General features: G+C 69.2%; 22 protein-coding genes. 5 read left to right on the top strand and 17 right to left on the bottom strand.

The window, feature by feature from the left end; genetic code table 11:
* Genes ACJH6I_RS12250 through recO form a run of 4 tightly spaced genes read right to left on the bottom strand, consistent with a single transcriptional unit; the run spans nucleotide 1 to nucleotide 2500 of the window.
* Nucleotides 1–405, bottom strand: coding sequence for an NUDIX domain-containing protein (locus tag ACJH6I_RS12250; protein ID WP_212812239.1), 405 nt, complete (start codon nucleotides 403–405; stop codon nucleotides 1–3).
* 7 nt (nucleotides 406–412) lie between these two features.
* Nucleotides 413–826, bottom strand: coding sequence for a hypothetical protein (locus tag ACJH6I_RS12245; protein ID WP_212812240.1), 414 nt, complete (start codon nucleotides 824–826; stop codon nucleotides 413–415).
* Complete coding sequence (locus ACJH6I_RS12240; protein ID WP_212812241.1) at nucleotides 826–1710, bottom strand: decaprenyl diphosphate synthase; 885 nt, start codon at nucleotides 1708–1710, stop codon at nucleotides 826–828. Before ACJH6I_RS12240 ends, ACJH6I_RS12245 begins: the two co-directional genes overlap by 1 nt.
* Nucleotides 1655–2500 carry a DNA repair protein RecO gene (gene recO / locus ACJH6I_RS12235; protein WP_212812242.1) on the bottom strand — a complete coding sequence of 282 codons (846 nt, stop codon included), beginning with the start codon at nucleotides 2498–2500 and terminating at the stop codon, nucleotides 1655–1657. Before recO ends, ACJH6I_RS12240 begins: the two co-directional genes overlap by 56 nt.
* An 80-nt stretch (nucleotides 2501–2580) precedes the next feature.
* On the opposite strand from recO, the gene ACJH6I_RS12230 reads away from it, so the two are divergent.
* Nucleotides 2581–4008: an amidase gene (locus ACJH6I_RS12230; RefSeq protein WP_318985306.1), complete on the top strand. Its 1428-nt coding sequence runs from the start codon at nucleotides 2581–2583 to the stop codon at nucleotides 4006–4008.
* Nucleotides 4009–4179: 171 nt separating this feature from the next.
* Here ACJH6I_RS12230 and era read toward each other — a convergent pair whose 3' ends face one another.
* The 5 genes from era to ACJH6I_RS12205 all read right to left on the bottom strand — a co-directional run bounded on the left by era (nucleotide 4180) and on the right by ACJH6I_RS12205 (nucleotide 8392).
* On the bottom strand, nucleotides 4180–5094 hold the full coding sequence (era, locus tag ACJH6I_RS12225) for a GTPase Era (RefSeq protein WP_212812244.1): 915 nt from the start codon (nucleotides 5092–5094) through the stop codon (nucleotides 4180–4182).
* Complete coding sequence (locus ACJH6I_RS12220; RefSeq protein WP_212812245.1) at nucleotides 5087–6427, bottom strand: hemolysin family protein; 1341 nt, start codon at nucleotides 6425–6427, stop codon at nucleotides 5087–5089. Before ACJH6I_RS12220 ends, era begins: the two co-directional genes overlap by 8 nt.
* Nucleotides 6424–6960 (bottom strand): rRNA maturation RNase YbeY, encoded by a 537-nt coding sequence (gene ybeY / locus ACJH6I_RS12215; protein WP_020102089.1) that lies wholly within the window; start codon nucleotides 6958–6960, stop codon nucleotides 6424–6426. Before ybeY ends, ACJH6I_RS12220 begins: the two co-directional genes overlap by 4 nt.
* 4 nt (nucleotides 6961–6964) lie before the next feature.
* The gene (locus ACJH6I_RS12210; protein ID WP_212812246.1) at nucleotides 6965–8026 is read right to left on the bottom strand and encodes a PhoH family protein; all 1062 of its coding nucleotides are present in this window, start codon (nucleotides 8024–8026) and stop codon (nucleotides 6965–6967) included.
* 150 nt (nucleotides 8027–8176) lie between these two features.
* Nucleotides 8177–8392 (bottom strand): hypothetical protein, encoded by a 216-nt coding sequence (locus ACJH6I_RS12205; protein ID WP_029105369.1) that lies wholly within the window; start codon nucleotides 8390–8392, stop codon nucleotides 8177–8179.
* Nucleotides 8393–8665: 273 nt separating this feature from the next.
* Here ACJH6I_RS12205 and ACJH6I_RS12200 point away from each other — a divergent pair, with 273 nt between their 5' ends.
* Genes ACJH6I_RS12200 through ACJH6I_RS12190 form a run of 3 tightly spaced genes read left to right on the top strand, consistent with a single transcriptional unit; the run spans nucleotide 8666 to nucleotide 11254 of the window.
* On the top strand, nucleotides 8666–10315 hold the full coding sequence (locus ACJH6I_RS12200) for an EspA/EspE family type VII secretion system effector (RefSeq protein ID WP_406784136.1): 1650 nt from the start codon (nucleotides 8666–8668) through the stop codon (nucleotides 10313–10315).
* A 30-nt stretch (nucleotides 10316–10345) separates the two neighbouring features.
* The gene (locus ACJH6I_RS12195; RefSeq protein WP_064980653.1) at nucleotides 10346–10660 is read left to right on the top strand and encodes an ESX-1 secretion-associated protein; all 315 of its coding nucleotides are present in this window, start codon (nucleotides 10346–10348) and stop codon (nucleotides 10658–10660) included.
* Nucleotides 10661–10663: 3 nt separating this feature from the next.
* Nucleotides 10664–11254, top strand: coding sequence for a hypothetical protein (locus ACJH6I_RS12190; protein WP_212812248.1), 591 nt, complete (start codon nucleotides 10664–10666; stop codon nucleotides 11252–11254).
* Between the two features lie 60 nt (nucleotides 11255–11314).
* Here the strand turns inward: ACJH6I_RS12190 and ACJH6I_RS12185 are convergent, their stop codons facing one another.
* The 3 genes from ACJH6I_RS12185 to hrcA are packed head-to-tail and all read right to left on the bottom strand — an operon-like array spanning nucleotide 11315 to nucleotide 14310.
* Complete coding sequence (locus tag ACJH6I_RS12185; RefSeq protein ID WP_406784135.1) at nucleotides 11315–12070, bottom strand: 16S rRNA (uracil(1498)-N(3))-methyltransferase; 756 nt, start codon at nucleotides 12068–12070, stop codon at nucleotides 11315–11317.
* A 15-nt stretch (nucleotides 12071–12085) separates the two neighbouring features.
* A complete protein-coding gene (dnaJ, locus tag ACJH6I_RS12180; RefSeq protein ID WP_212812250.1) occupies nucleotides 12086–13237 on the bottom strand; it encodes a molecular chaperone DnaJ in 1152 nt (383 codons plus the stop codon).
* A gap of 41 nt (nucleotides 13238–13278) precedes the next feature.
* Nucleotides 13279–14310: a heat-inducible transcriptional repressor HrcA gene (gene hrcA / locus ACJH6I_RS12175; protein WP_212812251.1), complete on the bottom strand. Its 1032-nt coding sequence runs from the start codon at nucleotides 14308–14310 to the stop codon at nucleotides 13279–13281.
* Between the two features lie 190 nt (nucleotides 14311–14500).
* Between hrcA and ACJH6I_RS12170 the strand changes: the two genes are divergently transcribed.
* The gene (locus ACJH6I_RS12170; RefSeq protein WP_406784134.1) at nucleotides 14501–14830 is read left to right on the top strand and encodes a type II toxin-antitoxin system VapB family antitoxin; all 330 of its coding nucleotides are present in this window, start codon (nucleotides 14501–14503) and stop codon (nucleotides 14828–14830) included.
* A 7-nt stretch (nucleotides 14831–14837) separates the two neighbouring features.
* On the opposite strand, the gene ACJH6I_RS12165 is transcribed toward ACJH6I_RS12170, so the two are convergent.
* The 5 genes from ACJH6I_RS12165 to ACJH6I_RS12145 are packed head-to-tail and all read right to left on the bottom strand — an operon-like array spanning nucleotide 14838 to nucleotide 26104.
* Nucleotides 14838–15125 (bottom strand): hypothetical protein, encoded by a 288-nt coding sequence (locus ACJH6I_RS12165; RefSeq protein ID WP_406784133.1) that lies wholly within the window; start codon nucleotides 15123–15125, stop codon nucleotides 14838–14840.
* Between the two features lie 48 nt (nucleotides 15126–15173).
* Nucleotides 15174–15386, bottom strand: coding sequence for an MbtH family protein (locus ACJH6I_RS12160; RefSeq protein ID WP_318985311.1), 213 nt, complete (start codon nucleotides 15384–15386; stop codon nucleotides 15174–15176).
* The gene (gene mbtG / locus ACJH6I_RS12155; protein WP_406784132.1) at nucleotides 15364–16656 is read right to left on the bottom strand and encodes an NADPH-dependent L-lysine N(6)-monooxygenase MbtG; all 1293 of its coding nucleotides are present in this window, start codon (nucleotides 16654–16656) and stop codon (nucleotides 15364–15366) included. The genes ACJH6I_RS12160 and mbtG overlap by 23 nt, the downstream gene beginning before the upstream one ends.
* Nucleotides 16653–21014 carry an amino acid adenylation domain-containing protein gene (locus ACJH6I_RS12150; RefSeq protein ID WP_406784131.1) on the bottom strand — a complete coding sequence of 1454 codons (4362 nt, stop codon included), beginning with the start codon at nucleotides 21012–21014 and terminating at the stop codon, nucleotides 16653–16655. Before ACJH6I_RS12150 ends, mbtG begins: the two co-directional genes overlap by 4 nt.
* On the bottom strand, nucleotides 21011–26104 hold the full coding sequence (locus ACJH6I_RS12145) for an amino acid adenylation domain-containing protein (RefSeq protein ID WP_406784130.1): 5094 nt from the start codon (nucleotides 26102–26104) through the stop codon (nucleotides 21011–21013). Before ACJH6I_RS12145 ends, ACJH6I_RS12150 begins: the two co-directional genes overlap by 4 nt.

Below are 26104 nucleotides of genomic sequence, written 5' to 3'. Positions count from 1 at the left end.
TCAGGGCTCCAGAGCCGCCCGGCTCCGCGCCCAGTCCAGCACCGCCTCGGCCGTCAGCGGCGCCAGCCTGATGTCGCCGGGTGCCGACGGATCGATCCAGGCCATCTCCTCGATCTCGGCCGCGATCTGCGGCGCGCCGTCGAGCTGCACGAGGAACAGCTCGGCGTCGACCGTGTGCCCGGGCTCGTTGGCCGCGACCGCCGTGTGGTGACCCAACTCCCGCACGTCGGTGATGCCGACCCCGAGTTCCTCCCGGATCTCGCGGGCCAGCGCGTCGACCGGCGACTCCCCCGGTTCGAACTTGCCGCCGGGTTGCATGAACGTCGTCGTGCCACGTTTGCGGACGACCAGCAGGTGCCCGCGTTCGTCGGCGACCACCGCGGCGACGATCCGGATGACGGTCACGCCGGCGTCACGACGTCAGGTCGGCCCGCACGTCGACGCCGGTGGACAGCACCAGCATGACGAGGGTGGACAAGGCGTCGTCGCTGAGTCCGGCGGCCGGGAAGTTGTAGCGCAGCATCACGTCGCCGACCTTCTTGGCGCCGTTGGACCGCGGATCACCGGCCCGCTCCACCAGCACCACCGAGCCGAGCATGGTGCGACCCGCGTGATCGGCCACGCGGTCCCGAACCTTGTTGTCCAGCTTGATATCCCATGCCAGTGGCTGCGTCAGTGAGACCAGGTCGAGTCCCTCGCCGATGTTCACCACGCGCAGTGACGCCACCGTCCCGTCGTGTGCGACGGTGAGGGCGCCGTCGGTCTCTTCGACGATGGTCACCGAATCCGCGAGCACGGCTGCCAACCGCTGCAACAAGTCCGCCATCAGGCCCTCCCGAACCGTCGGTTGCGGTTGACGTACTCCTCGCACGCCGCCCACAGGTCGCGGCGGTCGTAGTCCGGCCAGAGCTTGTCCTGGAAGACGTACTCGGCGTACGCCGCCTGCCACAGCATGAAGTTGCTGGCGCGCTGCTCGCCCGAGGTGCGGATGAACAGGTCGACGTCGGGGATGTCGGGGCGGTGCAGGTGCTTGGCGAACGACGCCTCGGAGATGCGGTTCGGGTTGATCTTGCCGGCCGCCGCCTGCTCGGCGAGTTCGCGCGCCGCTTCGACGATCTCGGTACGCCCGCCGTAGTTCACGCAGTAGTTGACGGTGATGACGTCGTTGCCGACGGTCATCTGCTCGGCGATGTCGAACTCCTTGATGACGCTGCTCCACATGCGCGGCCGCGACCCGACCCACCGCATGTTGACGCCCATCGCGTTGAGGTTCTCGCGGCGGCGGCGCACCACCTCGCGGTTGAAGCCCATCAGGAACCGCACCTCTTCGGTGCTGCGCTTCCAGTTCTCGGTGGAGAACGCGTACACCGACAGGTGTTTGATGCCCAGTTCGATGGCTCCGCAGGTGATGTCGATCAACACCGCCTCACCCATCTTGTGGCCCTCGGTGCGTCCGAGCCCGCGCTGGGTGGCCCACCGGCCGTTGCCGTCCATGACGACGGCGACGTGGTTGGGTACCTGGTCGGCGGGAATCTGCGGTGCGACGGCCTTGGACGGGTGCTGCGGCGGCCGTGCGAAGCGGCCGTTGGAGTTCGGTGGGAGCTCCGGAAAGACCACGGGCCAGGTCGAAACGTCCGGGAAGATCGGATAGTCGTCAGGCGCCTGAGGCAGCTGTGGATAGCTGGTCTTGCGCGCCCGGTTGAGTGCCATGGGCAATATCCTGCCTGAGTAGGGTCACGCGCTGCTCAATGAGTGCGGTATCGGGACGGTACGCACGCTCGACGAGGGGCAATGTCCGCAGCTGACGCTCCAGATGCCACTGCAGGTGCGCGGCCACCAGCCCGCTGGCCTGGCTGCGGTGCCCGGTCGGCGAGGCCTGCGCAAACTCCCAGTCGCCGTCGTGCAGCGCGGCCATCAGATCCAGCACACCCTGCGGCGGGGTGACCGATCCCGACGGCCGGCAGTGCACACACACGCTGCCGCCTGCCGCGACATGGAACGCCCGGTGCGGACCGGGTGCGGCGCAGCGCGCGCACTCGGTGATGGCCGGCGCCCAGCCGGCGATCCCCATGGCCCGCAGCAGATAGGCGTCGAGGACCAGTTCACGGGGCCGGCTGCCGTCGGCGACGGCCCGCAGTGCGCCGACGGTGAGCCGCTGCAGTGCCGGCATCGGGTTGCGTTCCTCACCGGCCAGCCGCTCGGCGGTCTCCAGGATGGCGCAGCCGCAGGTGTAGCGGCCGTAGTCGTTGACGATGTCGGCGGCGAACGCGTCGAGGGACACCACCTGGGTGACGATGTCGAGGTTGCGGCCGGGATGCAGCTGCACGTCGATGTGGGCGAACGGCTCCAGCCGCGAGCCGAACTTGCTGCGGGTCCGCCGCACGCCCTTGGCCACCGCGCGGACCAGCCCGTGTTCGCGGGTGAGCAGCGTGACGATCCGGTCGGCCTCGCCGAGCTTGTGCTGGCGCAGCACGACCGCTCGATCCCGGTACAACCGCATCGGGCGATTGTCCCATCACGGACCGACAACTTCCGTTAGGCAGCGCCGGGCAAGTGCGCACCACTATCCTCGGAACCGACATGGCCGAACGTTCCGCGCAGCCCCGATTCCCGACTCTGACCCAGCAGTTGTACCGCCTCGCGAGCGGCACGGTGACGTCACAGCAGATCGTGCGGCAGTCGCTGGATGCCATCGCGGCCAGTCAGCTCGAGCTGAACGCCTTCCGGGTGGTCTTCACCGAACAGGCGCTCGCCGACGCCGCCGAAGCAGACCGCAAACGCGCTGCCGGACAACATCTTCCGCTTCTCGGCGTACCCATCGCGATCAAGGACGACGTCGACGTCGCGGGCGTGCCCACCCGGTTCGGCACCGACGGCGACGTGCCCCCGGCCACCGCGGACGCCGAGGTGGTGCGCCGGCTGAAGGCGGCCGGTGCGGTGATCGTCGGCAAGACCAACACCTGCGAGCTCGGCCAGTGGCCGTTCACCAGCGGGCCCGGTTTCGGGCACACCCGCAACCCCTGGTCGCGCGCGCACACCCCGGGTGGGTCGTCGGGCGGTAGCGCCGCGGCCGTCGCGGCCGGATTGGTCACCGCCGCAATCGGATCCGACGGTGCGGGCAGCGTCCGCATCCCCGCCGCCTGGACGCATCTCGTCGGCATCAAACCGCAGCGCGGACGCATCTCCACCTGGCCGCTGCCCGAAGCCTTCAACGGCATCACGGTCAACGGCGTGCTGGCCCGCACCGTCGCCGACGCGGCGCTGGTTCTCGACGCCGCCTCCGGCAACGTCGACGGGGATCTGCACAAGCCGGCGCCCATCGCCGCGGCCGAGGCCGTCGGCCGAGCGCCGGGGCCCCTGCGCGTCGCGTTGTCGACCAAGTTTCCGTTCACGCTGTTCCCGGCCCGGCTGCATCCGGAGATCCGGGCCGCGCTGAACACCGTTGCGGGACAACTGGAGGAGCTCGGTCACACGGTCCGGCCGGCCGATCCCGAGTACGGGCTGCGGCTGTCCCTGGACTTCCTGGCCCGCTCCACCTCCGGACTCGCCGAATGGCGCGACCGCGTCGGACCCGGTGTGGCATTGGACCCGCGCACCCGCAGCAACATCCGGACCGGGTGGCTGATGTCGGAACACGCCCTCCGGCAGGCACGGCAGCGGGAGAAGACGCTGGCGCGCCGCATCGGCTGGATTTTCAACCTCGTCGACGTCGTGCTGGCGCCGACCACGGCGCAGCCGCCACCACTGATCGATGCCTTCGACCGGCTGGGCAGCACCGCCACCGACCGCGCGATCATCGCGGCCTGCCCGGTGTGCTGGCCGTGGAACGCACTCGGCTGGCCGTCGATCAACATCCCGGCCGGCTTCACCGCTGACGGGCTGCCCATCGGCGTGCAGCTCATGGGCCCGGAAGGCAGCGAGCCGCTCCTGATCTCGCTGGCCGCCAGCCTCGAGGCGATCACCGGCTGGGCCACCAAGCAGCCCGACAACTGGTGGACTCAGCCCTAGGCCCTGGCCTTTGCCCCGAGGCCCTGGCCATTCATTTTCCGCGAGCGTGCGTGTCTGCCCGCGACACGCCGCGTGAACCGAGCACTATCGTCGCGCTCGCCGGCCGCGAGCGTGCGCGGACGGCGCACCAAGACCCGCGTGTCGCGTACAGACACGGCCGCTCGCGGGTGATTAAAAGCCCAGCTTGCCAAGCTGTTTCGGGTCACGCTGCCAGTTCTTGGCGATCTTGACCCGCAGGTTCAGATAGACCTTGGTGCCGAGCAGCTTCTCGATCTGCGTCCGCGCCGCCGTCCCGACCTCACGCAAGCGGGAGCCGCCCTTGCCGATCACGATGCCCTTCTGGCTGTCGCGCTCGACGTAGATGATGGCGTGGATGTCACACATCTCGCCCTGCTCGGGGGTACGGCCTTCGCGCTCGGTGAACTCCTCGATGACCACCGCCAATGAGTGCGGCAGTTCGTCGCGGACGCCTTCCAGCGCGGCTTCGCGGATGAGCTCGGCGATGAGCACTTCCTCGGGTTCGTCGGTCAGTTCGCCGTCCGGGTAGAACGCCGGACCCGGCGGCAACTTGCCGGCCAGCACGTCGATCAGGACGTCGACCTGTTCGCCGGCCACCGCGGACACCGGCACGATCTCGGCCTTGCCCTCGGTGAGCTCACTGACCGCCAGCAGCTGCGCGGCCACCTTGTCGCGCGGCACCTTGTCGGTCTTGGTGACGACCACCAGCAGCGTGGTTCGCGGTGCGACAGCACGGATCTGCTGGTAGATCCAGCGGTCGCCGGGCCCGATGGCCTCGTCTGCCGGGATGCACAGACAGATGATGTCGACCTCGGAATAGGTGTCCTTGACCAGTTCATTGAGCCGCTGGCCGAGCAGCGTGCGCGGCCGGTGCAGACCGGGCGTGTCCACCAGGATGATCTGGAAGTCCTCGCGGTGCACGATGCCGCGGATGGTGTGCCGCGTGGTCTGCGGGCGATTCGACGTGATCGCGACCTTGGTGCCGACGAGCGCGTTGGTCAGCGTCGACTTGCCGGTGTTCGGCCGGCCGACCAAACAGACGAAGCCGGAACGGAATTCGTCACTCATCGGGTTCTCCTTCTTCCACGTCATCAGTGCGTTCCGGCTCCACCGGCGTCACCAGGACGGTGCCGATCCGGACCCGGCCGCGATGGTCCCGGCCGCCCTCGGCCCGCAGCTGGAGGGTCGCCGGGTACTGCGATCGATGCGACGGGAACGACACCCGGACCTCGGCGCCCGGCAGCGGCACGCGCCCCAGTTCGTGCGCCAGGAGCCCGCCGACGGTGTCCACGTCGAGGTCGCCGTCGACCTCGAAGCCGCACAGTTCGGCCAGGTCCTCCAGCGGTAGCCGGGCCGACACCCGAAACCGGTTGTCGCCCAGTTCTTCTACCGGCAGCACCTCGTCGGTGTCGTATTCGTCGGCGATCTCACCGACGATCTCCTCGAGCACGTCCTCGATGGACACCAGGCCGGCGATCGCGCCGTACTCGTCGACCAGCAACGCCATGTGGTTGCGGGTGCGCTGCATCTCGTTGAGCAGCTCGTCGAGCGGTTTGGAGTCCGGCATGAACACCGCGGGACGCATCACCGCGGCCACCTTGGTCTCGCGACCGCCGTTGGTGGAGTTGTAGGTCTGCTCCACAAGGTCTTTGAGATAGACGACGCCGACGACGTCGTCGACGTTCTCCCCGATCACCGGGATGCGGGAGTGTCCGCTGCGGACCGCCAGCGACGTCGCCTGGCCGGCCGACTTGTCGCTCTCGATCCACACCATCTCGGTGCGGGGCACCATGACCTCACGTGCCGGGGTGTCGCCGAGTTCGAAGACGGACTTGATCATTCGCCGCTCTTCGGCGGCCACGACACCCCGCTGCTGCGCGAGGTCGACGACCTCGAGCAGTTCGATTTCCGAGGCGAAGGGTCCGTTGCGGAAACCGCGGCCCGGCGTCAGGGCGTTACCGATGAGCACCAGCAGCCGGCTGATCGGGGTCAGCAGCACCGCGATCACCTGCAGCGGAAGTGCCGACAGCAGTGAGATGGAGTAGGCGTTCTGCCGCCCCACGGTGCGGGGGCCGACGCCGATGGCGACGAAGCTGACGACAACCATGATGGCCGCGGCGGACACCAGGGCCCACCCGCGCGTCATCAGCTCGTCGAGGTAGTCGACCAGCAGGACGGTCGCCGAAGCCTCGCAGACAACCCGCAGCAGCACAACGAGATTGACGTACTGCGGCCGGTTCCGGACGATCTTTGCCAGCCGCACCGCACCGGGCCGCTCATCACGGATCAGCTCGTCGACCCGCGCGATCGAGACGGTGTTGATGGCGGCATCGATCGCCGCGAACACCCCGCCGATCACGACGAGCACTATGGCGCCGATCAACGGCGTCAATCCGGTCACGGTTCGTCGAAGTACCGCGACTTGTCCAGCAGCCGGCGGTCTTTCTCGGTCTGCCGATCCTTGTGGTAGGCGTGCACCTGGTCGGCGACCCACTCCTCGAGCAGCTGACGCTGCAGGTCGAACATCTCTTTTTCCTCGTCCGGCTCGGCGTGGTCGTAGCCCAGCAGGTGCAGCACGCCGTGCACGGTCAACAGCGCCAGCTCGTGACCCAGTGAATGTCCGGCGGCCTCAGCCTGATTCGCGGCGAACTCGGGACACAGCACGATGTCCCCGAGCATCGACGGCCCGGGCTCGGGCGCATCCGGCCGGCCGCCGGGCTCGAGCTCGTCCATCGGGAAGCTCATCACGTCGGTGGGGCCCGGCAGGTCCATCCAGCGCATGTGCAGATCGGCCATGGCCGACTGGTCCACCAGGACCATCGAGAGTTCAGCGGCGGGGTTGACGTCCATCTTGGAGATGACGAACCGCGCCACGCTGATCAGCTCGTCTTCGGATACGTCGATTCCCGACTCGTTGGAAACCTCGACCGTCACTGTGTCACCGCCTCGTCCGGCCGGTGGCTCGACGGTGCGCGCGGTTGGCCAGACCGTGCTCGCTCACTTTGGCTTCCGCCGCTTCGTACGCGTCGACGATCTCCGAAACCAGCTTGTGGCGCACCACATCTGCACTCGTGAGCTCAGCGATGTGGATGTCGTCGATACCGTCCAGGACCTCGATGGCCGACCGCAGACCCGACTTCGATCCGCCGGGCAGGTCGACCTGTGTGACGTCACCGGTGACGACGATCTTCGAACCGAAACCCAAGCGGGTCAGGAACATCTTCATCTGTTCGGCGGTCGTGTTCTGCGCCTCGTCGAGGATGATGAAGGCGTCGTTCAACGTACGGCCGCGCATGTATGCCAGCGGCGCGACCTCGATCACCCCGGCTGCCATCAGCTTCGGGATCATCTCGGCGTCCATCATGTCGTGCAGCGCGTCGTACAGCGGCCGCAGATACGGGTCGATCTTCTCGTTGAGCGTGCCCGGCAGGAAGCCGAGGCGCTCCCCCGCTTCGACGGCGGGACGCGTCAGGATGATCCGGCTGACCTGTTTGGTCTGTAAAGCGCTGACGGCCTTGGCCATTGCCAGATAGGTCTTGCCTGTACCGGCGGGGCCGATGCCGAAGACGATGGTGTGGGCATCGATGGCGTCGACGTAGCGCTTCTGGTTGAGCGTCTTGGGCCGGATGGTCTTGCCACGCCGCGACAGGATGTCGAGCGTCAGCACCTGTGCCGGCGACTCGGCGTCGGCGCCGTCGAGCATGCCGACGCTGCGGCGCACGACGTCCGGGGTCAGTGTCTGCCCGCCGGCGGCAATCGTGATGAGCTCACTGACCACGCGCTCGGCCTTCGCCACGTCGGCGGGCGAGCCCGATATCGAGAGCGAATTGCCGCGGACGTGGATGTCGGCCGCCAGCAGGTTCTCGAGAGCTCGCAGATTCTCGTCGGCCGAGCCGAGCAGGCCCACGACAAGATCAGGCGGAACAGTGATGCTGCTTCGAACCGACGGGTCGAGCTCCGGGGAGCGCGACGCGGCGGCGTTCGTATCGCGGGGCGTCACGTGGTTTTCGATGCCTGCTTTCTGGTGTCGAGCTGAGGAGCACATTCTACCGCCGGGCCGAAGGCACGCCCAACGAGTTGGCTGGTCACGCAAGCCGCGGGCGGCACCTTTCGGTACCGCCCGCGGCTTGCGTAGTAGTTGGGTCGCCGATTACCGGCTCTGGTGGACGTTGGTGTCGACCTTGGGCGACTTGGCGCCCTGGTGCACGTCGTCCAGCCAGTTCAGGTGATCAACTCCCGTCGGCACCACAGTTGCCTGCACCCCTGTCGGGGCCGGTCCGGTGGCGGCTACGGCGGGAACGGCGAACCCCATGGCACCGGCGGCCAATGCACCGGCGATAACTGCTGCAATTCCGAAATTCTTCATGGAGTGTTCCCTTTGCGTCTTCTGTCCGTCTTTGTCCCCTGGCGGCCCGAGCCGCTGTGACATCCATGTAAACAGGCAGGTCAAAGGATTAATTCCGCTGGCAGGAAATTAGTGTTTACTGGCAGGAATTGCTGTAACCCAGGCCACAGGAATGGCCCGAAAGGCCACGTCGCGGAGTTCGGAATTAGCGCATTGGAGGGGCGCCGGCCGCTGTTACGCTCGATTCACCGGCGAGGGTCCGCCGGGGCGATGAGGAATCGGGGAGGGTTCTGCATGGGTAGGGGTCGCGGTCATCACGGCGGTTCGCACAATTCGCCGAGCAACCGCCATCCGCGCCACGACGACGAGCCCACCGTCCGCATCCCCCGGCCGAACCACAACGACCGCAACGACCACAACCCGCGGCGCCACGACGATCACGACGGCAACTCGCACCAGCGTGACCACGACGGCGGTGACAGCCCGAGCCTCGGCGAGAAGATCAACGACATCCTCGACAAGGCCAACGACGTCCTGGACACCGCCTCGGACATCGCCGACAACGTCAAGAAGCTGATGGAAGGCGATCCGATGGGCGCCGTCGGGCTGATCAGCGATGCCGGCGACATCGCCAAGATGCTGATGCCCGCGGCCGCCGGCACGCCCATCATCGAGGGCGGCTTGTGGGCCCTGGATCTCGCGGGGCTCGGTTTCGGCATCGGCGATCCGGACACCGGCGAATCGTTCTCCGACGGTGCCGAGCTCTTCCAGGCCGCCGGCGACGGACTCAGCAGCGCCTATCCGACCGTCTGGCAGGGCACCTCCTCCACGGCCTACTCCAACCGGAACGCCGAACAGATCGGCAGCGCCGAACAGCTGCTGCAGGCCGACAATCTCGTCGTACAAATCCTGAGCGCCGAAGCCGAGCAGGTCGACGCGGGCCGCCAGCAGATGGACAACATCGCCACCTGCCTAGGCGCGATGATCCCCGTCTGCCTCGCCCTGGAGGCGACGGTCATCGGCGCTCCCGAGTCGCTCGCGCTGCAGGCCGCATCCGTCGCCGTCGCCGCCGCGGCTTCGGCCGTGACGATGAACAACATGATGGCTCAGTCATCGAGCAACGCAGCGCAATTGAGCCAGGCGACGAGCATGTACCAGAGCGCCTCGCACGCTCCGCCGCTGAGCACCATGCCGCCCCCGGCCAAAAAGCCGGGCGACGGACCGGATTTCGGCAATGCCGACCCCAACGCGCCGGGCAATCCCAACCAGCCCGGGCGGCCGGGGACGGGCACGCCGTCCGGTCCGCCCACGGGCAACCCGCCCGCCACCGGCAGCCCGACGGGCACCGGTGGCGGCGGTGGCGGTTCGGGCAGTGGCGGCGGCTCGGGCTCCGGCGGCGGTTCGGGCGCCGGTGGCGGCGGCACCCCGAGCATGCCGAAGATGCCCGAGGTACCCGAGATGCCTTCCGCCCCAGCGGCATCGGGTGCCGGCACCGGCGCCGGGTCCGGTATGGGCGGTATGCCGTCGCTGCCGCAGATGGGCGGCGGTGGCTCCGGCAGCGGAGGCGGCGGTCTCCTCGGCACCCTCGCCGGCCTGGCCGGCCAGGCGGCACAGACCGCGACGCAGGCGGCCCAGGCCGCCCAGCAGGGCAAGCAGGATCCGAACGCACAGGACCCCAACGCGCTCGGCGAAGACAAAGACGGCGACGGCAAGCCGGACGATCCGGCCGCCGACCCCAATGCCCAACCCGCGGAAGCGAATCCGCCGGGCGCGGCAGCCGGGACGGAGTCGCGCGCGGGACGGGCGCCCATCCAGGTGTCGTTCGACGACGGCGCGCACCACGTCGAGGTGGCCGTCGATCCCGACACCGCCAAAGGCCCCGTGCACGTGAGCCTGGACCCGTCGAATCCCACTGCGCCCCCGCGCATCACGACCGAAACCTAGTTTTTCCGGCTTTCCCGAAAGGAGCAACACATGGGCGGCAAGCTCACCGTGGAGACCTCAGAGTTGCAGGCGCTCTCCACCAAACAGACCGATGCGGCCGCGACGTTCAGCGCCGCCGGCAACACCACGTCCTACGTCGAGGTCAAGGTGCTCGCGACCCACGGGCCGCTGTGCATGTCGACACAGTCGGCACTGAGTGCTGCGAACAACGCGCGCAAGGCCGCCTGCGAGCAGATGATGAACAAGTCGCGCAACCTGGCCTCGAACCTGAACAAGGCCGCGGCGCAATACGACCAGACGGATGCGCAGGAAGGTTCCAACCTCGGCAAGCAGATGCAGATCTGATCGATGTCAGACCATTCTTGGGACGACCACGACGACGACGAGCATCTCGCCGAACCCGAGAGCTCGCTCGACTACTTCACCACCGACGGCACTGACGACCCGGACCCGGGCGATTCGGGTCTCGACCACCTGGTGACGTCGGATCACGAGACGTACGACGACGAGACGGCGGGCTCCTATGCGGACGCCATCGCGCCGAATGTCCGTGGCGCGGTGGACGACGCCGACGACGAAACGTCGGACGACGACGCACCCCGGGTGGTGGTGTTCGCGGTCTCCGATCCCGCCGGAAACGTCACGGCCGAGGCGTCCATCGCCGGGTCGATCCAGCGGATCAAGCTGGCGCCCAAGGCGGCCTCGATGCCCGAGGCCGAACTCGCCCGCAGCATCCTGGCGACCGCGAAGCTCGCGAACATGAAGGGCCGTGCGGTGCAACGGGCACTCATCGAAGGCGTCCTCGCGGCCGAAGGGCTCGACGAAGAGCGCGTCGAGACCATCATCGAGATGAACGCGCCCGACCTGCCGACACCGCGACAGGCCGACGACGCGGTCGCCGAGGCAGAGGCGGCATACCTGCGCGGTGAGCATCGATAGCCGGCCCGAACATGGTTGGGCGACTGAGAGGTTCGCCCGCCGTGACCGGCCGCGCTGGTTCTAGACCTGCCAGCGCGGCGTCAGCACACCCAGGGCACCCAAGGCAACCGCGGCCGCGGTCGACGTGCGCAACACCGACGGCCCCAGCCGAACGGCGACGGCGCCGGCGTCCACCAACGCCGCCACCTCGCCGTCGGTGATGCCGCCTTCCGGGCCCACGATCAGCGTCACCGCCTCGGTGGCTGCCGAAACCACCTCGCGCACAGGAACTTCCGCGGATTCGTGCAACACGAGCGTGACGTGACCCGTCCCGGCGCTGCCCTCGCCGATCGACGCGACCAACTCAGCCGTCGACACCGGGCCACTGACCGAAGGTACGTACGGGCGACGGGACTGCCGCGCCGCCGACCGGGCCACCGCACTCCAGCGCCGTAGACCCTTCTCCACCTTGGCCGTACCGTCCCAGCGCGCGACGCAGCGCTCGGACTGCCACGCGACGAACGCGTCGGCACCGGCCTCGGTGGCCAATTCGATGGCCAGCTCGGAGCGTTCGGACTTGGGCAGGGCCTGCACCACCGTCACCGCCGGCACCGCGGCCGGGACGTCGGTGATCGACAGCACCCGTGCTGTCAACCGGCCCTTCACGGCGTCTTCGATGACGCAGTGCGCCAGCGTCCCGGCACCGTCGGACAGGTCGAGTTCCTCGCCCGGACGGATGCGTCGCACCGTCGCCGCGTGGAAGCCCTCGTCGCCGTCGACGACGGCGAGACCGCCGACCTCGGGTACAGCGTCGACGTAGAACAGCGCCCGGCTCACCAATAGCCCCGAAGGCTAACGGCCACTGAAGGTTTCGCGCAGGCGGCTGAACAGGCCGCCCCCGCCGCCGGCCACGGCCTGCGTCGAGCGCACCTCGGTGACGTCGCGGGACCGCTGCTCCTTGAACTTGCGCAGCAGTTCGAGGTCACGGTTGTCGAGCCGTGTCGGCACCACCACGTCGATGTGCGCGTGCAGGTTGCCGCGAACCCCGGACCGCAGGTGCGGCATACCGTGGCCGCGCAGCGTGGTGATCGAACCGGGCTGGGTACCCGGCGCGATGGTGATCTCGGTGGGCCCATCGAGGATGGCGTCGACGGTGACGGTGGTGCCCAGCGCGGCGTCGACCATCGGCACCGAGACGGTGCAGTGCAGGTCGTCGCCGTCGCGCAGGAACAGTTCATGGGGCTGCTCGTGGACCTCGACGTACAGGTCGCCGGCGGGGCCACCACCCGGGCCGACCTCGCCCTGGGCCGCCAGGCGCACCCGCATGCCCTCGCCGACGCCGGCCGGAATCTTCACGCTGACGTCGCGCCGTGCGCGCACCCGGCCGTCGCCGCCGCAGCGGTGACACGGGTCGGGGATGACCTCGCCGACACCGCCACACACGGGACAGGGCCGCGATGTCATCACGTTGCCGAGCAGCGAGCGCTGGACCGTCTGGACCTCACCCTGGCCGTGGCAGGTATCACAGCGGGCGGGCTGCGAATTGCCGTGCGTGCCCTTGCCCTGGCACAGGTCGCACAGCACCGCGGTGTCGACGGTGACCTGCTTGGTGACGCCTGTCGCGCACTCCTCGAGGTTCAGCCGCAGGCGCAGCAGCGAGTCCGAGCCCGGGCGCACGCGGCCGATCGGACCGCGCGCGGACGCGCCGCCACCGAAGAAGGCCTCGAACACGTCGCCGAGGCCACCGAAACCGGCGAAGCCACCGGCACCGCCGCCACCGCCGCCGCTCTCCATGGGATCGCCGCCGAGGTCGACGATGCGCCGCTTCTCCGGGTCACTGAGGACCTCGTACGCGGTGCTGATCTCGGCGAACCGCTGCTGCGCGCCCTCGTCGGGATTGACGTCGGGGTGCAGCTCCCGGGCCAGCCTGCGGTAGGCCTTCTTGATCTCCGAGTCGCTGGCGCCCTTGCTCACGCCGAGCAGGCCGTAGTAATCGCGTGCCACGCCTAAGAACCTTGCCTAATCTCTCGAACTGCTGGGCACCCTCACCGGGTGCCCAGTACCTCGCCTATGTACCGGGCGACAGCCGCGACGTTGGCGATGGTGCCCGGATAGTCCATCCGGGTGGGGCCCACCACGCCCATGCCGCCGTAAACCTTGCCCAAACTGCCGTAGGCGGTGCTCACGACGGACGTCCCAGCCATCTGCTCGGCCTCGGTTTCGTGGCCGATGCGTACCGTGACTTTACCTGCCTCCTGTTGGGCGGCCAGCAACCGCAGGACCACGACCTGCTCCTCCAGCGCCTCCAGCACCGACCGCAGGGACCCGCCGAAATCGGCGGTGTTGCGCGTCAGGTTGGCGGTGCCGCCGAGCAACAGCCGCTCCTCCTGGTGCTCGACCAGCGTCTCGACCAAGACCGTCGCCGCGCGGCCCACCGCGTCGCCCAGGCCGCCGTGACCGTCCATCTGCGATGCCAGGTCGGCCACCGCGACCGACGCGGCCGACAACAGCTTGCCTTCCAGGGCCGCGCCGAGCCGCTCCCGCAGCTGCGACAGCTCGTGTTCACCGATGGCGTCGCCGAGCTCGACGACGCGCTGGTCGACGCGTCCGGTATCGGTGATGACCACCAGCAACAGCCGGGCCGGGGTGAGCGCCACGACCTCGAGGTGGCGGACCGTGGAGCGCGACAGGGTGGGGTACTGCACGATGGCGACCTGCCGGGTGAGCTGCGCGAGCAGGCGCACCGCGCGGCGCAGCACGTCGTCCAGGTCGACGCCGGATTCGAGGAAACTCAGGATGGCCCGGCGCTCGCTGGACGACAGCGGCTTGACGTCGTCGATCCGGTCGACGAATTCGCGATAGCCCTTCTCGGTGGGCACCCGGCCCGAGCTGGTGTGTGGCTGCGTGATGTAGCCCTCCGCCTCCAGCACAGCCATGTCGTTGCGCACCGTGGCGCTCGAAACGCCGAGGTTGTGGCGCTCGACAAGCGTCTTGGAGCCGATGGGCTCCTTCGTGGAGACGAAGTCGGCAACGATGGCACGCAGCACTTCAAAGCGACGGTCGTCGGCACTACCCATTCGTCACCTCCAGTTTCACCGCCATTTTACGGTGACGATGGATTCGGGCGGTCGACAGACGTCATTCGGCAGCATCTGGTGGTCGGATGCCTCGGCAAACGCCGAGTCGACCCGCTAGGGTCACCTGTATGCCGACGCTGTCACCGCGGACCCGCTCGGCTCACGGGGAGCTTTGCAGAGTGATCTACTCATGATTTTCAAAGGGGTACGCGACGGAAAGCCCTACCCGGAGCATGGGCTGAGCTACCGCGAATGGGCCCAGATTCCGCCGCGCCAGTTGCGTCTCGACGAAATCGTCACCACGACGACGGTGCTCGCCCTGGACCGGCTGCTGTCCGAGGATTCGACGTTCTACGGCGATCTGTTCCCGCACGCCGTGCGCTGGCAGGGCACCATCTACCTGGAGGACGGCCTGCACCGTGCGGTGCGGTCGGCGTTGCGGAACCGGGTGGTGCTGCACGCAAGGGTGTACGACATGGATGTGCCGCTGTCGCAGCAGCTTTCGCCGGCCGGCGACTGAGCGCGCGCTAGCGCAGGTACGTGCCGACCAGCACCACGAGCACCAGCGCGACGAGCCCGATGCCCAGGCACATCAGCGCTGTGACGACGCGGCTGCGGGCGTCGCCACCCAGCCGGTAGGTGCCACGGAACAACGTGGCCATCGCGATGCTCGCGGCGTGCCAGCCCGCGGAGTTGCCATTGGTCTTCGGCTCGGGCGGTTGCTGCTGGTAGCCGTAGGGCTGCGGGTAGGCCGGTGGTGCGGGATACGGCCCCGGCGGCGGCTGCTGCGGATATCGCGGATCCGGATACGTCATTGCTGCACTCCCCCTGGTCAGCTCTGGCTTCCGCGACTTTACCCGGGCTCAGCCGGCCAGGGTCTCCCGCAGCGTCTTCGGCCGGATGTCGGTCCAGGTCTCTTCGACGTAGGCCAGGCAGTCGGCGCGCGTGCTCTCACCGAACACGACCCGCCAGCCGGCGGGCACGTCGGCGAAGACCGGCCACAGGCTGTGCTGCTCTTCGTCGTTGATCAGGACGTAGAACGCGCCGCTGTCGTCATCGAACGGATTGCTGCTCATCGCTTCTCCTCACGGATGGTGTGGCGTATTCGGCCCCCAGCACGCGGTCGCTGAGCAGACCGAGGCAGCTGAGGTTGGGGAATCCGGGGCCCTGCGTGAGCCAGGACAGGCTGGGCAGGAACAACTTCGGTGTGACGCCGCTGACGGCGAGGTCGTAGCCGATGGACCGCTGCAGGGAGTCGGCCGACAGCGGCGCACCGATACCGAGCTCCAGCACGTCCAACGCATCCTGGCTCAACAGCGGCGCGAACCACATCGAATCGGCGCCGGAACCGTCGATCACCAGATCGAAGCCGTGCACCGTCTCCAGGCAGCCGGAGTCGCGTTCGGTCTGCAGGGTCAACCGGATCCGGTCTTCGCGGGGCACGGCATGGGCGACGCGGCCGCGCAGGTGCCGGATGCGGTCGTCGGCCAGCAGCGAGTCCTGGACGCGGGCGGAGAACACGCCACGGTCGGTGCGGGCCATGGCATCTCGGCGCTCGGAGATGCTGAGCCCGGCCCAGCCCGTGGGGTCGGAGAACAGGGTGTTCTCGAAGTAGCCCTCGCCGCGGGTGAACAGCGTGACACCCGGGGAGATCACCGTGATGGTCGAAACCCGGTGCGAGAACAGCTCGTCGAGCATGGTGGCGGCGGTTTCTCCACCGCCGATGACGGCGACCCGCTCGGCGTTGATGCGCTCGTCCTGGGCGACGCGGTGCCAGAACTGAGCGATCGACAGCACCCGCGGATGCCCCGGCAGGATGGACCGCTCGGCCTGTCCCGGCCCGGTGATCATCACGCCGTCGGCGCGCACCTGCTGATCGCGGCAGTGCAGCAACCACTGGTCGCCGTCGACCGACAGCTGCGTGACCTCACCCGTGACCACCTGCATGGCAACGCTTTCCGCGACCCACGCCAGGTACTGGCTCCAGCGCCGGTGGGTGGGTGCGGGCCGGCCGCGGTCGATCCACTCGGCGAACTGTCCCGTCGAGATCAGGTACGACTGCCAGCTGTGCCGCATCATCCGTTCGTCGAGCTCGACGTTGCGGCGCGGCACGAGCGCCGACCGGTACGGGAAGCCGACGTCTTTTTCCGGGCCGGTGCCCAGCCGGTGCCGGCCGTCGGTCCAGCCGCCTGCGGCCTGCCAGTTGGCGCCGACGCCCAGGCGCTCCACCGCGATGACGTCGGGCGCGTCCACGCCCATGGCCCGCAGCTCGGCGGCCTTGGCGGCCACGGCGACCGCCTTGGCGCCGGCGCCGATGACGGCCAGGGTATTTCGGGTGTCGGTCATTTCATCACTTCCCTGAGCTGTGATTCCCACAGCTGTTGCAATTCGGCAATGTCTTCTGCGCTGAAAATGTCTGGCACCGTGCGCCATTGGACACCGAGCGCCGCGGTGCCGTCATGGTCGATGATTCCCGCCAGGAGGGTCAGGTCGTGGTGCACCGCGTAGTTCGGTTCGGGCACCGGTGACGCACCGGCCAGGAGCGCACCGTCGAGCTGCAGTGCGGCCCCACTCGCCCCGAGGTGTACCCGGCCCAGATAGTTCAGCAGCACCTGTGGTTCGGGGTAGGCCGCCAACCGCTCCGCGGTGTCCGCGCGCAGATACCGCAGCAGCCCGAAGTCGATGCCGTGGCCGGGGACCGCGGCGATCTCGGCGCTGACCTGTTGTGGCGCTTCGGAACTGATGCGCACCGGGTAGATGGCGCTGAACAACCCGACGGTGTCGCCGGTGTCTACGTCGTCACCGGCGACGACGGTGTCTGCGCGGCCATGGGTCTCCAGCGCCACCAGCGGCGCCGGGGTGTCCTGGCCGCGACGCTGCCGCCACCGGGTGATGGTGCGCGCGGTCGCCGCGGCCAGCAGATCGGTGACCGGCTGGCCGGCCCTCAGTACGCGCGCCGTCAGGTCGGTGTCGATGATCGACATGGCGACCACCACGTCTGCGGCACAGTCGGTCTCGGGCTGCACGCGGCGACGGCCGAGCGCGGGATCCGGGCCGGCGACCTGTGCCTCCCAGAAGTCCACGGTGTCGAGGTGCTGCGCCCGTTCGGCGACCAGCCGTGACCAGGCCCGGTAGCTGGTGTGCTCGCGGATGACTGCGGGCCGGGCACCGGAGGCCAGCGCGTGCCAGCCATTCTCCAACTCGCCGAGCACAATTCGCCAGGATGCCGGGTCGACAGCCAGCACGTGAGCACTGAGGACCAGCACCTTGCCGCTGGACGTGGTGTTCAGCAGCACCGCCTGCAGCAGGCGCCCCTGCTCGGGATCGAGGCGTTCGACCGCGAGATCGGTCTGCTCGGCCACCGCGGCCACGACGTCACCGTCGACGGTGACCTCGGACAGGACGTCGCCCACCGGATGGTCGACCAGAGTCATGGTGGCCCGGTCCAAGCGGCTTCGCAGGGCGGGGTGCGCGGCAATGACGCTGTGCAGCAACGTGGTCAGGTGCTCGGCGGTGATGGCATCCGGTAGCCGCACCGCCTGGGTCTGGGCCAGGCGGCGGCCGTCGCCGTACTGATACAGCCAATGCACGTTGGGCAGCACGGGTACCGGGCCCGCCTCCTCGACCGCCGTCGCGGCCAATTCGTTCTCGGCGTCCAGTTCGTCGGCCAGTTCGCGAATGCTGCTGCAGTCCAGCATCATCCGCGCACGCAGCGCCAGTCCGCGGCGGCGCGCGGCCTGGACCACCGACAGCGCGACGATGCTGTCGAGCCCCAGATCGAGGAAATCGGCGGTGACGTCGAGTCCGGCCGGGTCGGCCACCTCCAGCACGTCGGCGAACAACTCGGCCACGGCCAGTTCCGTTGCGGTCGCCGGCGCTGCCGCCTGCCCGGCGCCGGCGGCGGCATCGATCGCGGCCAGTGCCGCGTCGTCCACTTTGCCGTTGACCGTCAGCGGAATCTCGTCCACGGCGATGATGTGGTGCGGCACCAGGTATCTGGGCAGCCGGGACGCCAGCATGCGCCGCAACTCGGTGGTCCCTGCCGCCCCGGCGACGTACGCGACCAGCCGCGGCCCGCTGCCGTGCCGCCGGACGGTGACGTGCGCCTGCCGCACACCCGGGTGCGCGTGCAGGACCGCGGCGACCTCACCGGGTTCCACCCGGAATCCGCGAATCTTCACCTGATTGTCGGACCGCCCCTGGAATTGCAGGCCACCGGTGCCGGGGTCGCGGCGCACCACGTCGCCGGTGCGGTACATCCGCGCGCCGGCCACGAATGGGTCGGCGACGAATCGCGCGGCGGTCTCGCCGGCGCGGCCCAGATAGCCGCGCGTGAGCTGTCCACCGGCCAGGTAGAGCTCACCGGTGACGCCGTCCGGCACCGGGCGCAGCCAGGCGTCGAGGACGTAGGCGCGCGTCGCTGTGGTCGGGTGCCCGATCGAGGGGGTGTCGTGCTCGGTGAATGCGGCCACGACGGCTTCGACCGTGGTTTCGGTTGGGCCGTAACAGTTGTAGGCCGACATGCCGGTGCGGTCGCACTCGTTGCGGATGGCCGCCCACGCGTTCGGGTCGACGGCTTCACCGCCCAGCGCCAGCGCGGTCAACGGCACCGTCGTCAGGAGGCCTTCGGCCTGCAGCTGCGTGAACATCGACGGTGTGGTGTCGATCAGGTCGACGCCGTACTGCCCGATGGTCGCCACCAGTGCCTCGGCATCACGCTGCACCTCGTCGCCGATAATGTGCAGACCGTGGCCGTCCAGCAGCGCGGCCAGCGGCTGCCAGGCCGCGTCGAACGTGAACGACCAGGCGTGCGCGACCCGAAGTGGCCGACCGGCTTTCGCCACCGCGGGCCGCAGCACCCGGGCGGCATGGTCGGCGGCATAGGCCAGCACCGCGTCATGGGTGCCGATGACGCCCTTGGGCTTGCCGGTGGTACCCGACGTGAACACGATGTAGGCGCCCTGGCCGGGATGTGTTGGCAGCGGCGTGAATTCGCCGGCGGGGTGGTTACCTGCAGCCGCCAGCAGGGCGTCGTCCACGACCACCGACGCATTGGTCTGGCCGAGGATCTCCTCGATCCGGTCGGCGGGCATCGACGGATCCAGCGGCACGATCACCCCACCGGCCTTGAGCACGCCGAGCATCGCCACCACGTAATCGGGTCCCCGGCGCAGCAGCACCGGCACCGGCGTCTCGGTCTCGACGCCGCGGCGCCGCAGTTCGGTGGCGACGCGGTCGGACGCCTCGTCGAGACCGCGGAAGGTCAGCGCGCCGCCGTCATAGCTCAGTGCCACCGAACCCGGCTTGCTGCGCGCGGTAGTGGTGAACTTCTCGTGGATGCCACCGGTTTCGGTGGTGGCGGGATGCGCTGCCACCGTGGGCGCGGTCAGGTGGATACCGACGTCACGCAACGGGCGGTCCCAGCCGTCGACGAGGCGCTGCATCACCGCGAGCACCTGCCGGCCGAGGCTCTCCGGTGGCACGAGCCCGGTGGCGCCGTCTTTCGTCTCGACCAGGATGGTCAGTTCGCCATCGGTCAGGTGCGCTGCGACAGTGACCGGGAAGTGCGCCAGGCTCTGCAGCGCCCGGGGCCGGAATGTGGCTCCGCGGACGTCGAATTCGCCACTGCCGACGAGCCCGCCCGGCGGGAAGTTCTCATAGACCAGGAGGCTGTCGAACAGTTCGCCGACACCGCCGAGCGAGCGCAGTTCGGTGTGCGACAGGTAGCTGTGCTCGCGCAGCTCGGCGGCGTCGCGCTGCAGGGCCAGGCACTGCTCGCCGACGCGGCGCAGCGGGTCCAGGCGAACTCGCAGCGGCACGGTGTTGATGAAGAGACCGACCATGGTCTCGACGCCGGCGAGCTCGCCCGGCCGGCCCGAGACCGTGACGCCGAAGACGACGTCGCGGCGGTCGGTGAGCACCGACAGGATTGCCGCCCAGGCCATCTGGGTGAGGGTGTTGAGCGTGACACCGCGGGCCCGCGCGGCCTCGACCAGACGGTGCGTCTCGTCTTTGGGTGCCTTGATCTCGGTGGTGTGCGGCAGGTCGTCGCCGAGTTCACCGGAGCCGAGGGCCGGAGCCAGCATCGTGGGGCCGTCGAGCCCGGCCAGGTGCTGCCGCCACATCCCGCGGCTGGCCTCGGGGTCACGGGCCGCGAGCCAGCCGATGTAGTCGCGGTACGGGCGTGGCGCGGCAGGCAGCACGGAGATGTCGCCGCCGGCGGCATACAGCGCGAGCAGTTCACCGACGAACAACGGCAGCGACCACCCGTCGATGACGATGTGGTGCGCGACGACCGCGAAACGCCAACGCTGCTGCGGCATTTCGACGAGCAGGAACCGGATCGCCGGGCCGCGCTCCAGGCTGAAGGGCCGGCGCCGTTCCTGCGCTTCGAGGTCGTCGGCGGCATCGGGCGACGCGGCGGTCAGCTGCCGCCACGGCAGGTCGACCGCACTCGGGATCACCTGCACCGTACGGGCTCCGGCCTGCACGAAGCTGGCCCGCAGGTTGGGGTGACGCACCAGCAATGCGGCCGCGCAGTCCCGCAGCAGCGCCGCATCCACGTCGCCGTCGATGTCGGCGGACATCGCGATCAGATACGGGTCGTCCGCCTGATCGAGTTGCGCCATCGAGTACAGCCCCTGCTGCAGCGGGCTGAGCGCCAGGACGTCCTCGATGACCGGCGCCGGCTGCACCGTTGTCACTGCGGCTCCTGCGGTGCGTTCCACGATGACGCGAACGATGCGGTCAGCTCGGCGAGTTCGTCGGCCGACAGGCCCGAGACCGTCATCGGCGCGTGTTCGCGGTCCTCACCTGGTGCCCCTTGGGTTTCCGCCGACGACCGGGCGTCGATCGCCGCGGCCAGCTCGTGCACCGTCGGGTACTCGAAGACCATGCGGGCCGTCAGCTTCATGCCCGCGTCGCGGCCCCGCGCCGCCAGCTGGACCGCCTTGATGCTGTCGCCGCCCAGGCTGAAATAGTCGTCGCCCCGGCCGATCTCGCCTTCGGCGTCGAGCACCTCGGTCAGCAGGGTGATGAGGGCGCGTTCGGTGTCGGTACGCGCGGGCTCTGCCACCGCCGACCCGGTGCGCACGGCGCGCAACTGGACGGCCTCGATGCGCTCGAGCTGTCCGTCGGCCAGCCACCTGCCGCGTTCGCCGGTGGGTGCCGACTCCTGGTAGATGTCGCCCACCACGCCGAGGCCCACGGGCTGCTGCCACTCATCGAGCACCTGCACCCCGTCTTTGCCTCGGACGGCTTCGTCGACCCGCAGGTCCCGCAGCCGCTGATCGGCGTCCTCGGCGATGCCCGTGATCACCCGGACCAACCGGTCGGCGAGCCGCTGCGCGGTCTCCGCCGTGTACAGATCGGTGCGGTAGATCAGGTGGCCACGGTAACTGTCCTGGGTGGCAAAGAAATTCACCGACAGGTCCGCGTGCGCCACGTCGAACGTCGGCTCGAGCGCGGTGAACGTGGTGTCGCCGTCGGCCCGGGAATCGATGACGTGGTCGGTGGGCAGGTCCTCGCGCACGTGCACGACGACGCCGAACAGCGGGTTGCGTGACAGCGACCGGGCCGGGCTCACCGCGTCGACGACGTGATCGAACGGCAGGTCCTGGTGCGCGTAGGCGGCCAGTGCGGTGTCTCGGGACCGGACCAGAATCTCGCGCAGTGTCGGATCCCCGCTCAGGTCGTTGCGCAGGACCAGGATGTTGATGAAGAAGCCGACCAGCGCGTCGAGTTCGGCCTCGGTACGCCCGGCCACCGGGGTGCCGAGCGGAATATCGAGCCCCTCACCTGATTTCGCGAGCGCCACCGCCACCGCGGACTGCAGCAGCATGAAGTCGGTGATACCGAGTTCGCGGGTCAGCGCGGTCAGCTTGGTCCGCACGTCGGGGCCGACGACGAACGGCACCGACGCACCCTCACCCGAGAGCACCGGCGGCCGCGTGAAGTCGGGACGCAGACCCGGGTCGGCGGGCGGTTCGGCCAGCTGGCTGCGCCAGTAGTCCCGTTGCGCGGCAAGCGTTCCCGACTCGTCGGACAACAGCGTGGCCTGCCAGGCCGCGTAATCCGAGTACTGCACCGGCAGCGGCGCGAACTCGGGTGACCGCTGCTCGAGGCGCGCCCGGTAGGCGGTGACCAGGTCGGTGAACAGCACGCCGGCCGACCAGTGATCGGCGGCGATGTGGTGCACCATGATCGACAACACGTGCTGCCCGGGGATGGACAGCACCGCGGCCCGGATCGGCCACTGTGCTTCCAGGTCGAACACGTAGCGACGTTCCGCGTCGAGTTCGGCCTGCAGCCAGTCCTCGTCGGCGCCGCGCGCGCGGCGCACCGGCAGCGGCGCCGGGTCGTTCACGACCTGGTATGGCACACCGTCGATTTCGGTGTACGTGGTGCGCAGCACCTCGTGCCGCTCGACCAGGTCACCGAGCGCCGCGACGAAGGCGTCGACGTCACATGGTCCGGTGATCCGGGCCGCGAACGGGATGTTGTTGACCGGCCCGGGACCGTCGATGCGGTACTGGAACCATTGGCGCAGCTGCGATGCCGACATCTGGCGCGGGCCGGTGTGCTCGATGGCGAGCAGCGGCGGCCGGTTGCGCGGCGCGCCGGTGTCGACCCGCGCGGCGATCTCGGCCACGGTGCCCAACTCGAACACCTCACGCACCCCGATGTCGGCGTTGCACCGCGCCCGGATCGCCGCGACCAGCTTGGTGGCCAGCAGCGAGTGCCCGCCGAGTTCGAAGAAGGAGTCGTCGGCACCGACCTGCTCGACGCCGAGCAGGTCGGCGAACAGCTCGGCAACCTTCCGCTCGGTGTCGGTCGTCAGTTCCCGGAATGCGGTGCGGGACTGGATGTCCGGATCAGGCAGCGCGCGGCGGTCGATCTTGCCGTGCGCGGTGATCGGGATTTCGTCGAGCACGACGTACCCGGCCGGCACCATGTACTCGGGCAGTGCTGCCGCCACCCGCGCCTTGATCCGTGGCACGTCGACCGAATCCAGGTCGCCGCGCTCGGCCGGGGTGAGATAGCCGACGAGGCTCTTGCCCAGCCCGGGGAGATCGCTCGCCACGACGACCGCCTGGCCGACGCTGGGGTCCACCGCGATGGCGGCGGCGATCTCGCCGAGTTCGATGCGGAAGCCGCGGATCTTGACCTGCTCGTCGGCCCGGCCGACGAACTCGATGTCACCGTCGGCATTGAGCCGGGCCAGGTCGCCGGACCGGTACAGCCGACCACCCGGGGTGAACGGGTCGGCGACGAAACGCTCGGCGGTCAGGCCGGGACGCTGGTGGTAACCATGCGCGACATGGGTACCGCCGATGTAGATCTCACCGATGACGCCGACCGGGACGGGGCGCAACGCGTCGTCCAGCAGGTGCATCTGCGTGTTGATCTTCGGCTTGCCGATCGGCACGATGCGCGTGCCCTGCTTGCCCTCGACGCGGTACCGGCTGGCGTTGATGACCGTCTCGGTCGGTCCGTAGAAGTTGTGCAGCAGCGCGTCGAACGTGGCGTGGAACTTGTCGGCCACCTCGCCCGGCAGCGCTTCGCCGCCGATCGGCACGCGCTTGAGGCTGCGCCATTCGTTGACGCCGGGCAGGGACAGGAACAGCCCCAGTAGCGAGGGCACGAAGTGCATCGAGGTGATGCCTTCGGTGCGCAGCAGTTCGGTCAGGTACCCGATGTCGTTGAGCCCGCCCGGGCGCGGAATGACCAGGCGCGCACCGCAGGCCAGCATGCCGAACACCTCGGCGATGGACACGTCGAAGCTCGGCGACGCAACCTGCAGCAGGCGTTCGTCGGCGTCGATCTGGTACTCGTCGACGAACCACACGAAGTACTCGGCGACCGGACGGTGCGGTACCGGCACGCCCTTGGGCAGACCCGTCGAACCCGACGTGTAGATCAGGTAGGCGGTGTTGGCCGCCGTGAGCGGCCGCACCCGATCGGCATCGGTCGGGTTGTCGTCGCGCAGGCCGTCGAGGTCGGTGATCGGCTCGCGGATGACCAGTTTCGGGTCACCGTCGCTCAGGATGAACGACAGCCGGTCCTCGGGATAGGTCGGGTCGACCGGCAGGTACACACCGCCGGCCTTGACGATGGCCAGCGCCGTGATCACCAGCTCGGGCGACTTCTCCAGCAGCACCGCGACGCGGTCCTCGGTACCGATGCCCTGCCCGATCAGCCAGTGTGCCAACCGGTTCGCCTCGGCGTTGAGCTCGCGGTAGGTGTAATACCGGCCCTCGTACGCGACGGCGACCGCGTCCGGGGTGCGTTCGGCCTGGGCTTCGATCAGCGCGGCCAGCGTCGTGTCCGGGGTGCTGAACTGCTCGCCGATGGCCATCCGGCGCAGCCAGTCGGCGTCGTGCTCGTCCATCAGGTCCAGCTCGGCGATTGCCCGGCCCGGGTCGGTCAGCGCGGATTCCAGCAGCACCACGTAGTGCCGCAGCATCTGGTCGGCCAGCGTGGCGTCGAGGATCTCGGTCAGGTACTCCGCCTCGACGATTGCCCCGGCGTCGTCGAATTCCACCATGAAGCCCAGCGGCAACTGGGTCTGGTGCCCCCGGTACTCGGCCCGGCGGCAGGTGATTCCGGACGGGCAGAAGCCCCGGCCGTCGGCCTCGCGGGCGCCGAAGGAGACCCGGGCCAACCGCTCGACACCGTGGCGGCGGTCCGGGTTCAGCTCGCGCACCACGCGATCCAGGTTGATCTGCTGATGGGCGAAGGCCCCGTGGGTGGTGTCCTTGGCATGGCTGACGAACTCCCCGAAGCTCTGGCGCGCGTCGGGGCGCAGCCGCAGCGCCACGGTGTTGCCGTAGTACCCCAGCGCCTCCTCGGTGCCACCGCTGCGGTTGAGGACCGGCGTGGCGACCAGGACGTCGTCGGCGTGGGTGTAGCGATGCAGCAAGGTCCCGAACGCCGCCAGCAGCACGGTGTAGGGAGTGGAGCCGGTCTGACGCGCCAGCTCGGAAATCCGGGCCACGGTGTCGGCGTCGATGCGCCGCGTGACCCGCTGCGAGCGGTGACCGGTCGGCACTAGGGAGCCGTGCGCACCCGGGAGCTCCAGGGGCTCAGGCGGATCGGCGAGCACCGAGCGCCAGTACTCGAGTTCCTCGGTGTGGTCGTCGGCGGGCACCGCGGCCGGAATCACCTCGGCCAGCTGCTCGCCCTCGTAAGCACGCGTGAGATCGCTGAAGAACACCTGCCACGAGGCGTCGTCCCAGGCGATGTGGTGTGCGGTGAGCAGCATGATGTGCTCGTCGGTCCCGGTGCGGATCAGGCTGATCCGCAAGGGTGATTCGGTGTCGAGCTGGAACGGCGTGCCGAACTCCCGCTGTGCCAGCACTTCGAGCCGCAGGGCGCGCGACGATTCGGACAGGTCGCTGAGGTCGTGTGTGCTCCAGCCGGGCGCCAGTTCGTCGTGGACCGTCAGCCCGGGTTCGCCCGTCGCATCGGCCCGGTACGTGGTGCGCAGGACCGGGTGGCGGCGGGCCACCGCGTTCACCGCGTCCCGCAGGCGCTCGTGGTCCAGCGCACCGGTGATCGCAAAGGACACACAGACATTGAGCAGTGCGCCGGCGGGGTCGGCGGTCTGCACGAACCACATCCGGCGCTGGCCGTCGGACAGCACCGGCACGGCGGGGGCGCCATCGCCCGACTGCGTGCCGTTCTGGGACTGCAGGCCGCGCTCGGCCAGCTTGCGCCGCAACAGCTCCAGGCGCGCGTCGTCTGCCCCGTTTGCTCCTCGCGTGCGCAGTGCCCCGATGTCGGTCTCGGTCAC

It is taken from the genome of Mycobacterium sp. SMC-13, assembly GCF_045311035.1.
GTDB lineage: Bacteria > Actinomycetota > Actinomycetes > Mycobacteriales > Mycobacteriaceae > Mycobacterium.
This window is presented reverse-complemented; position numbering and strand designations above follow the sequence as displayed.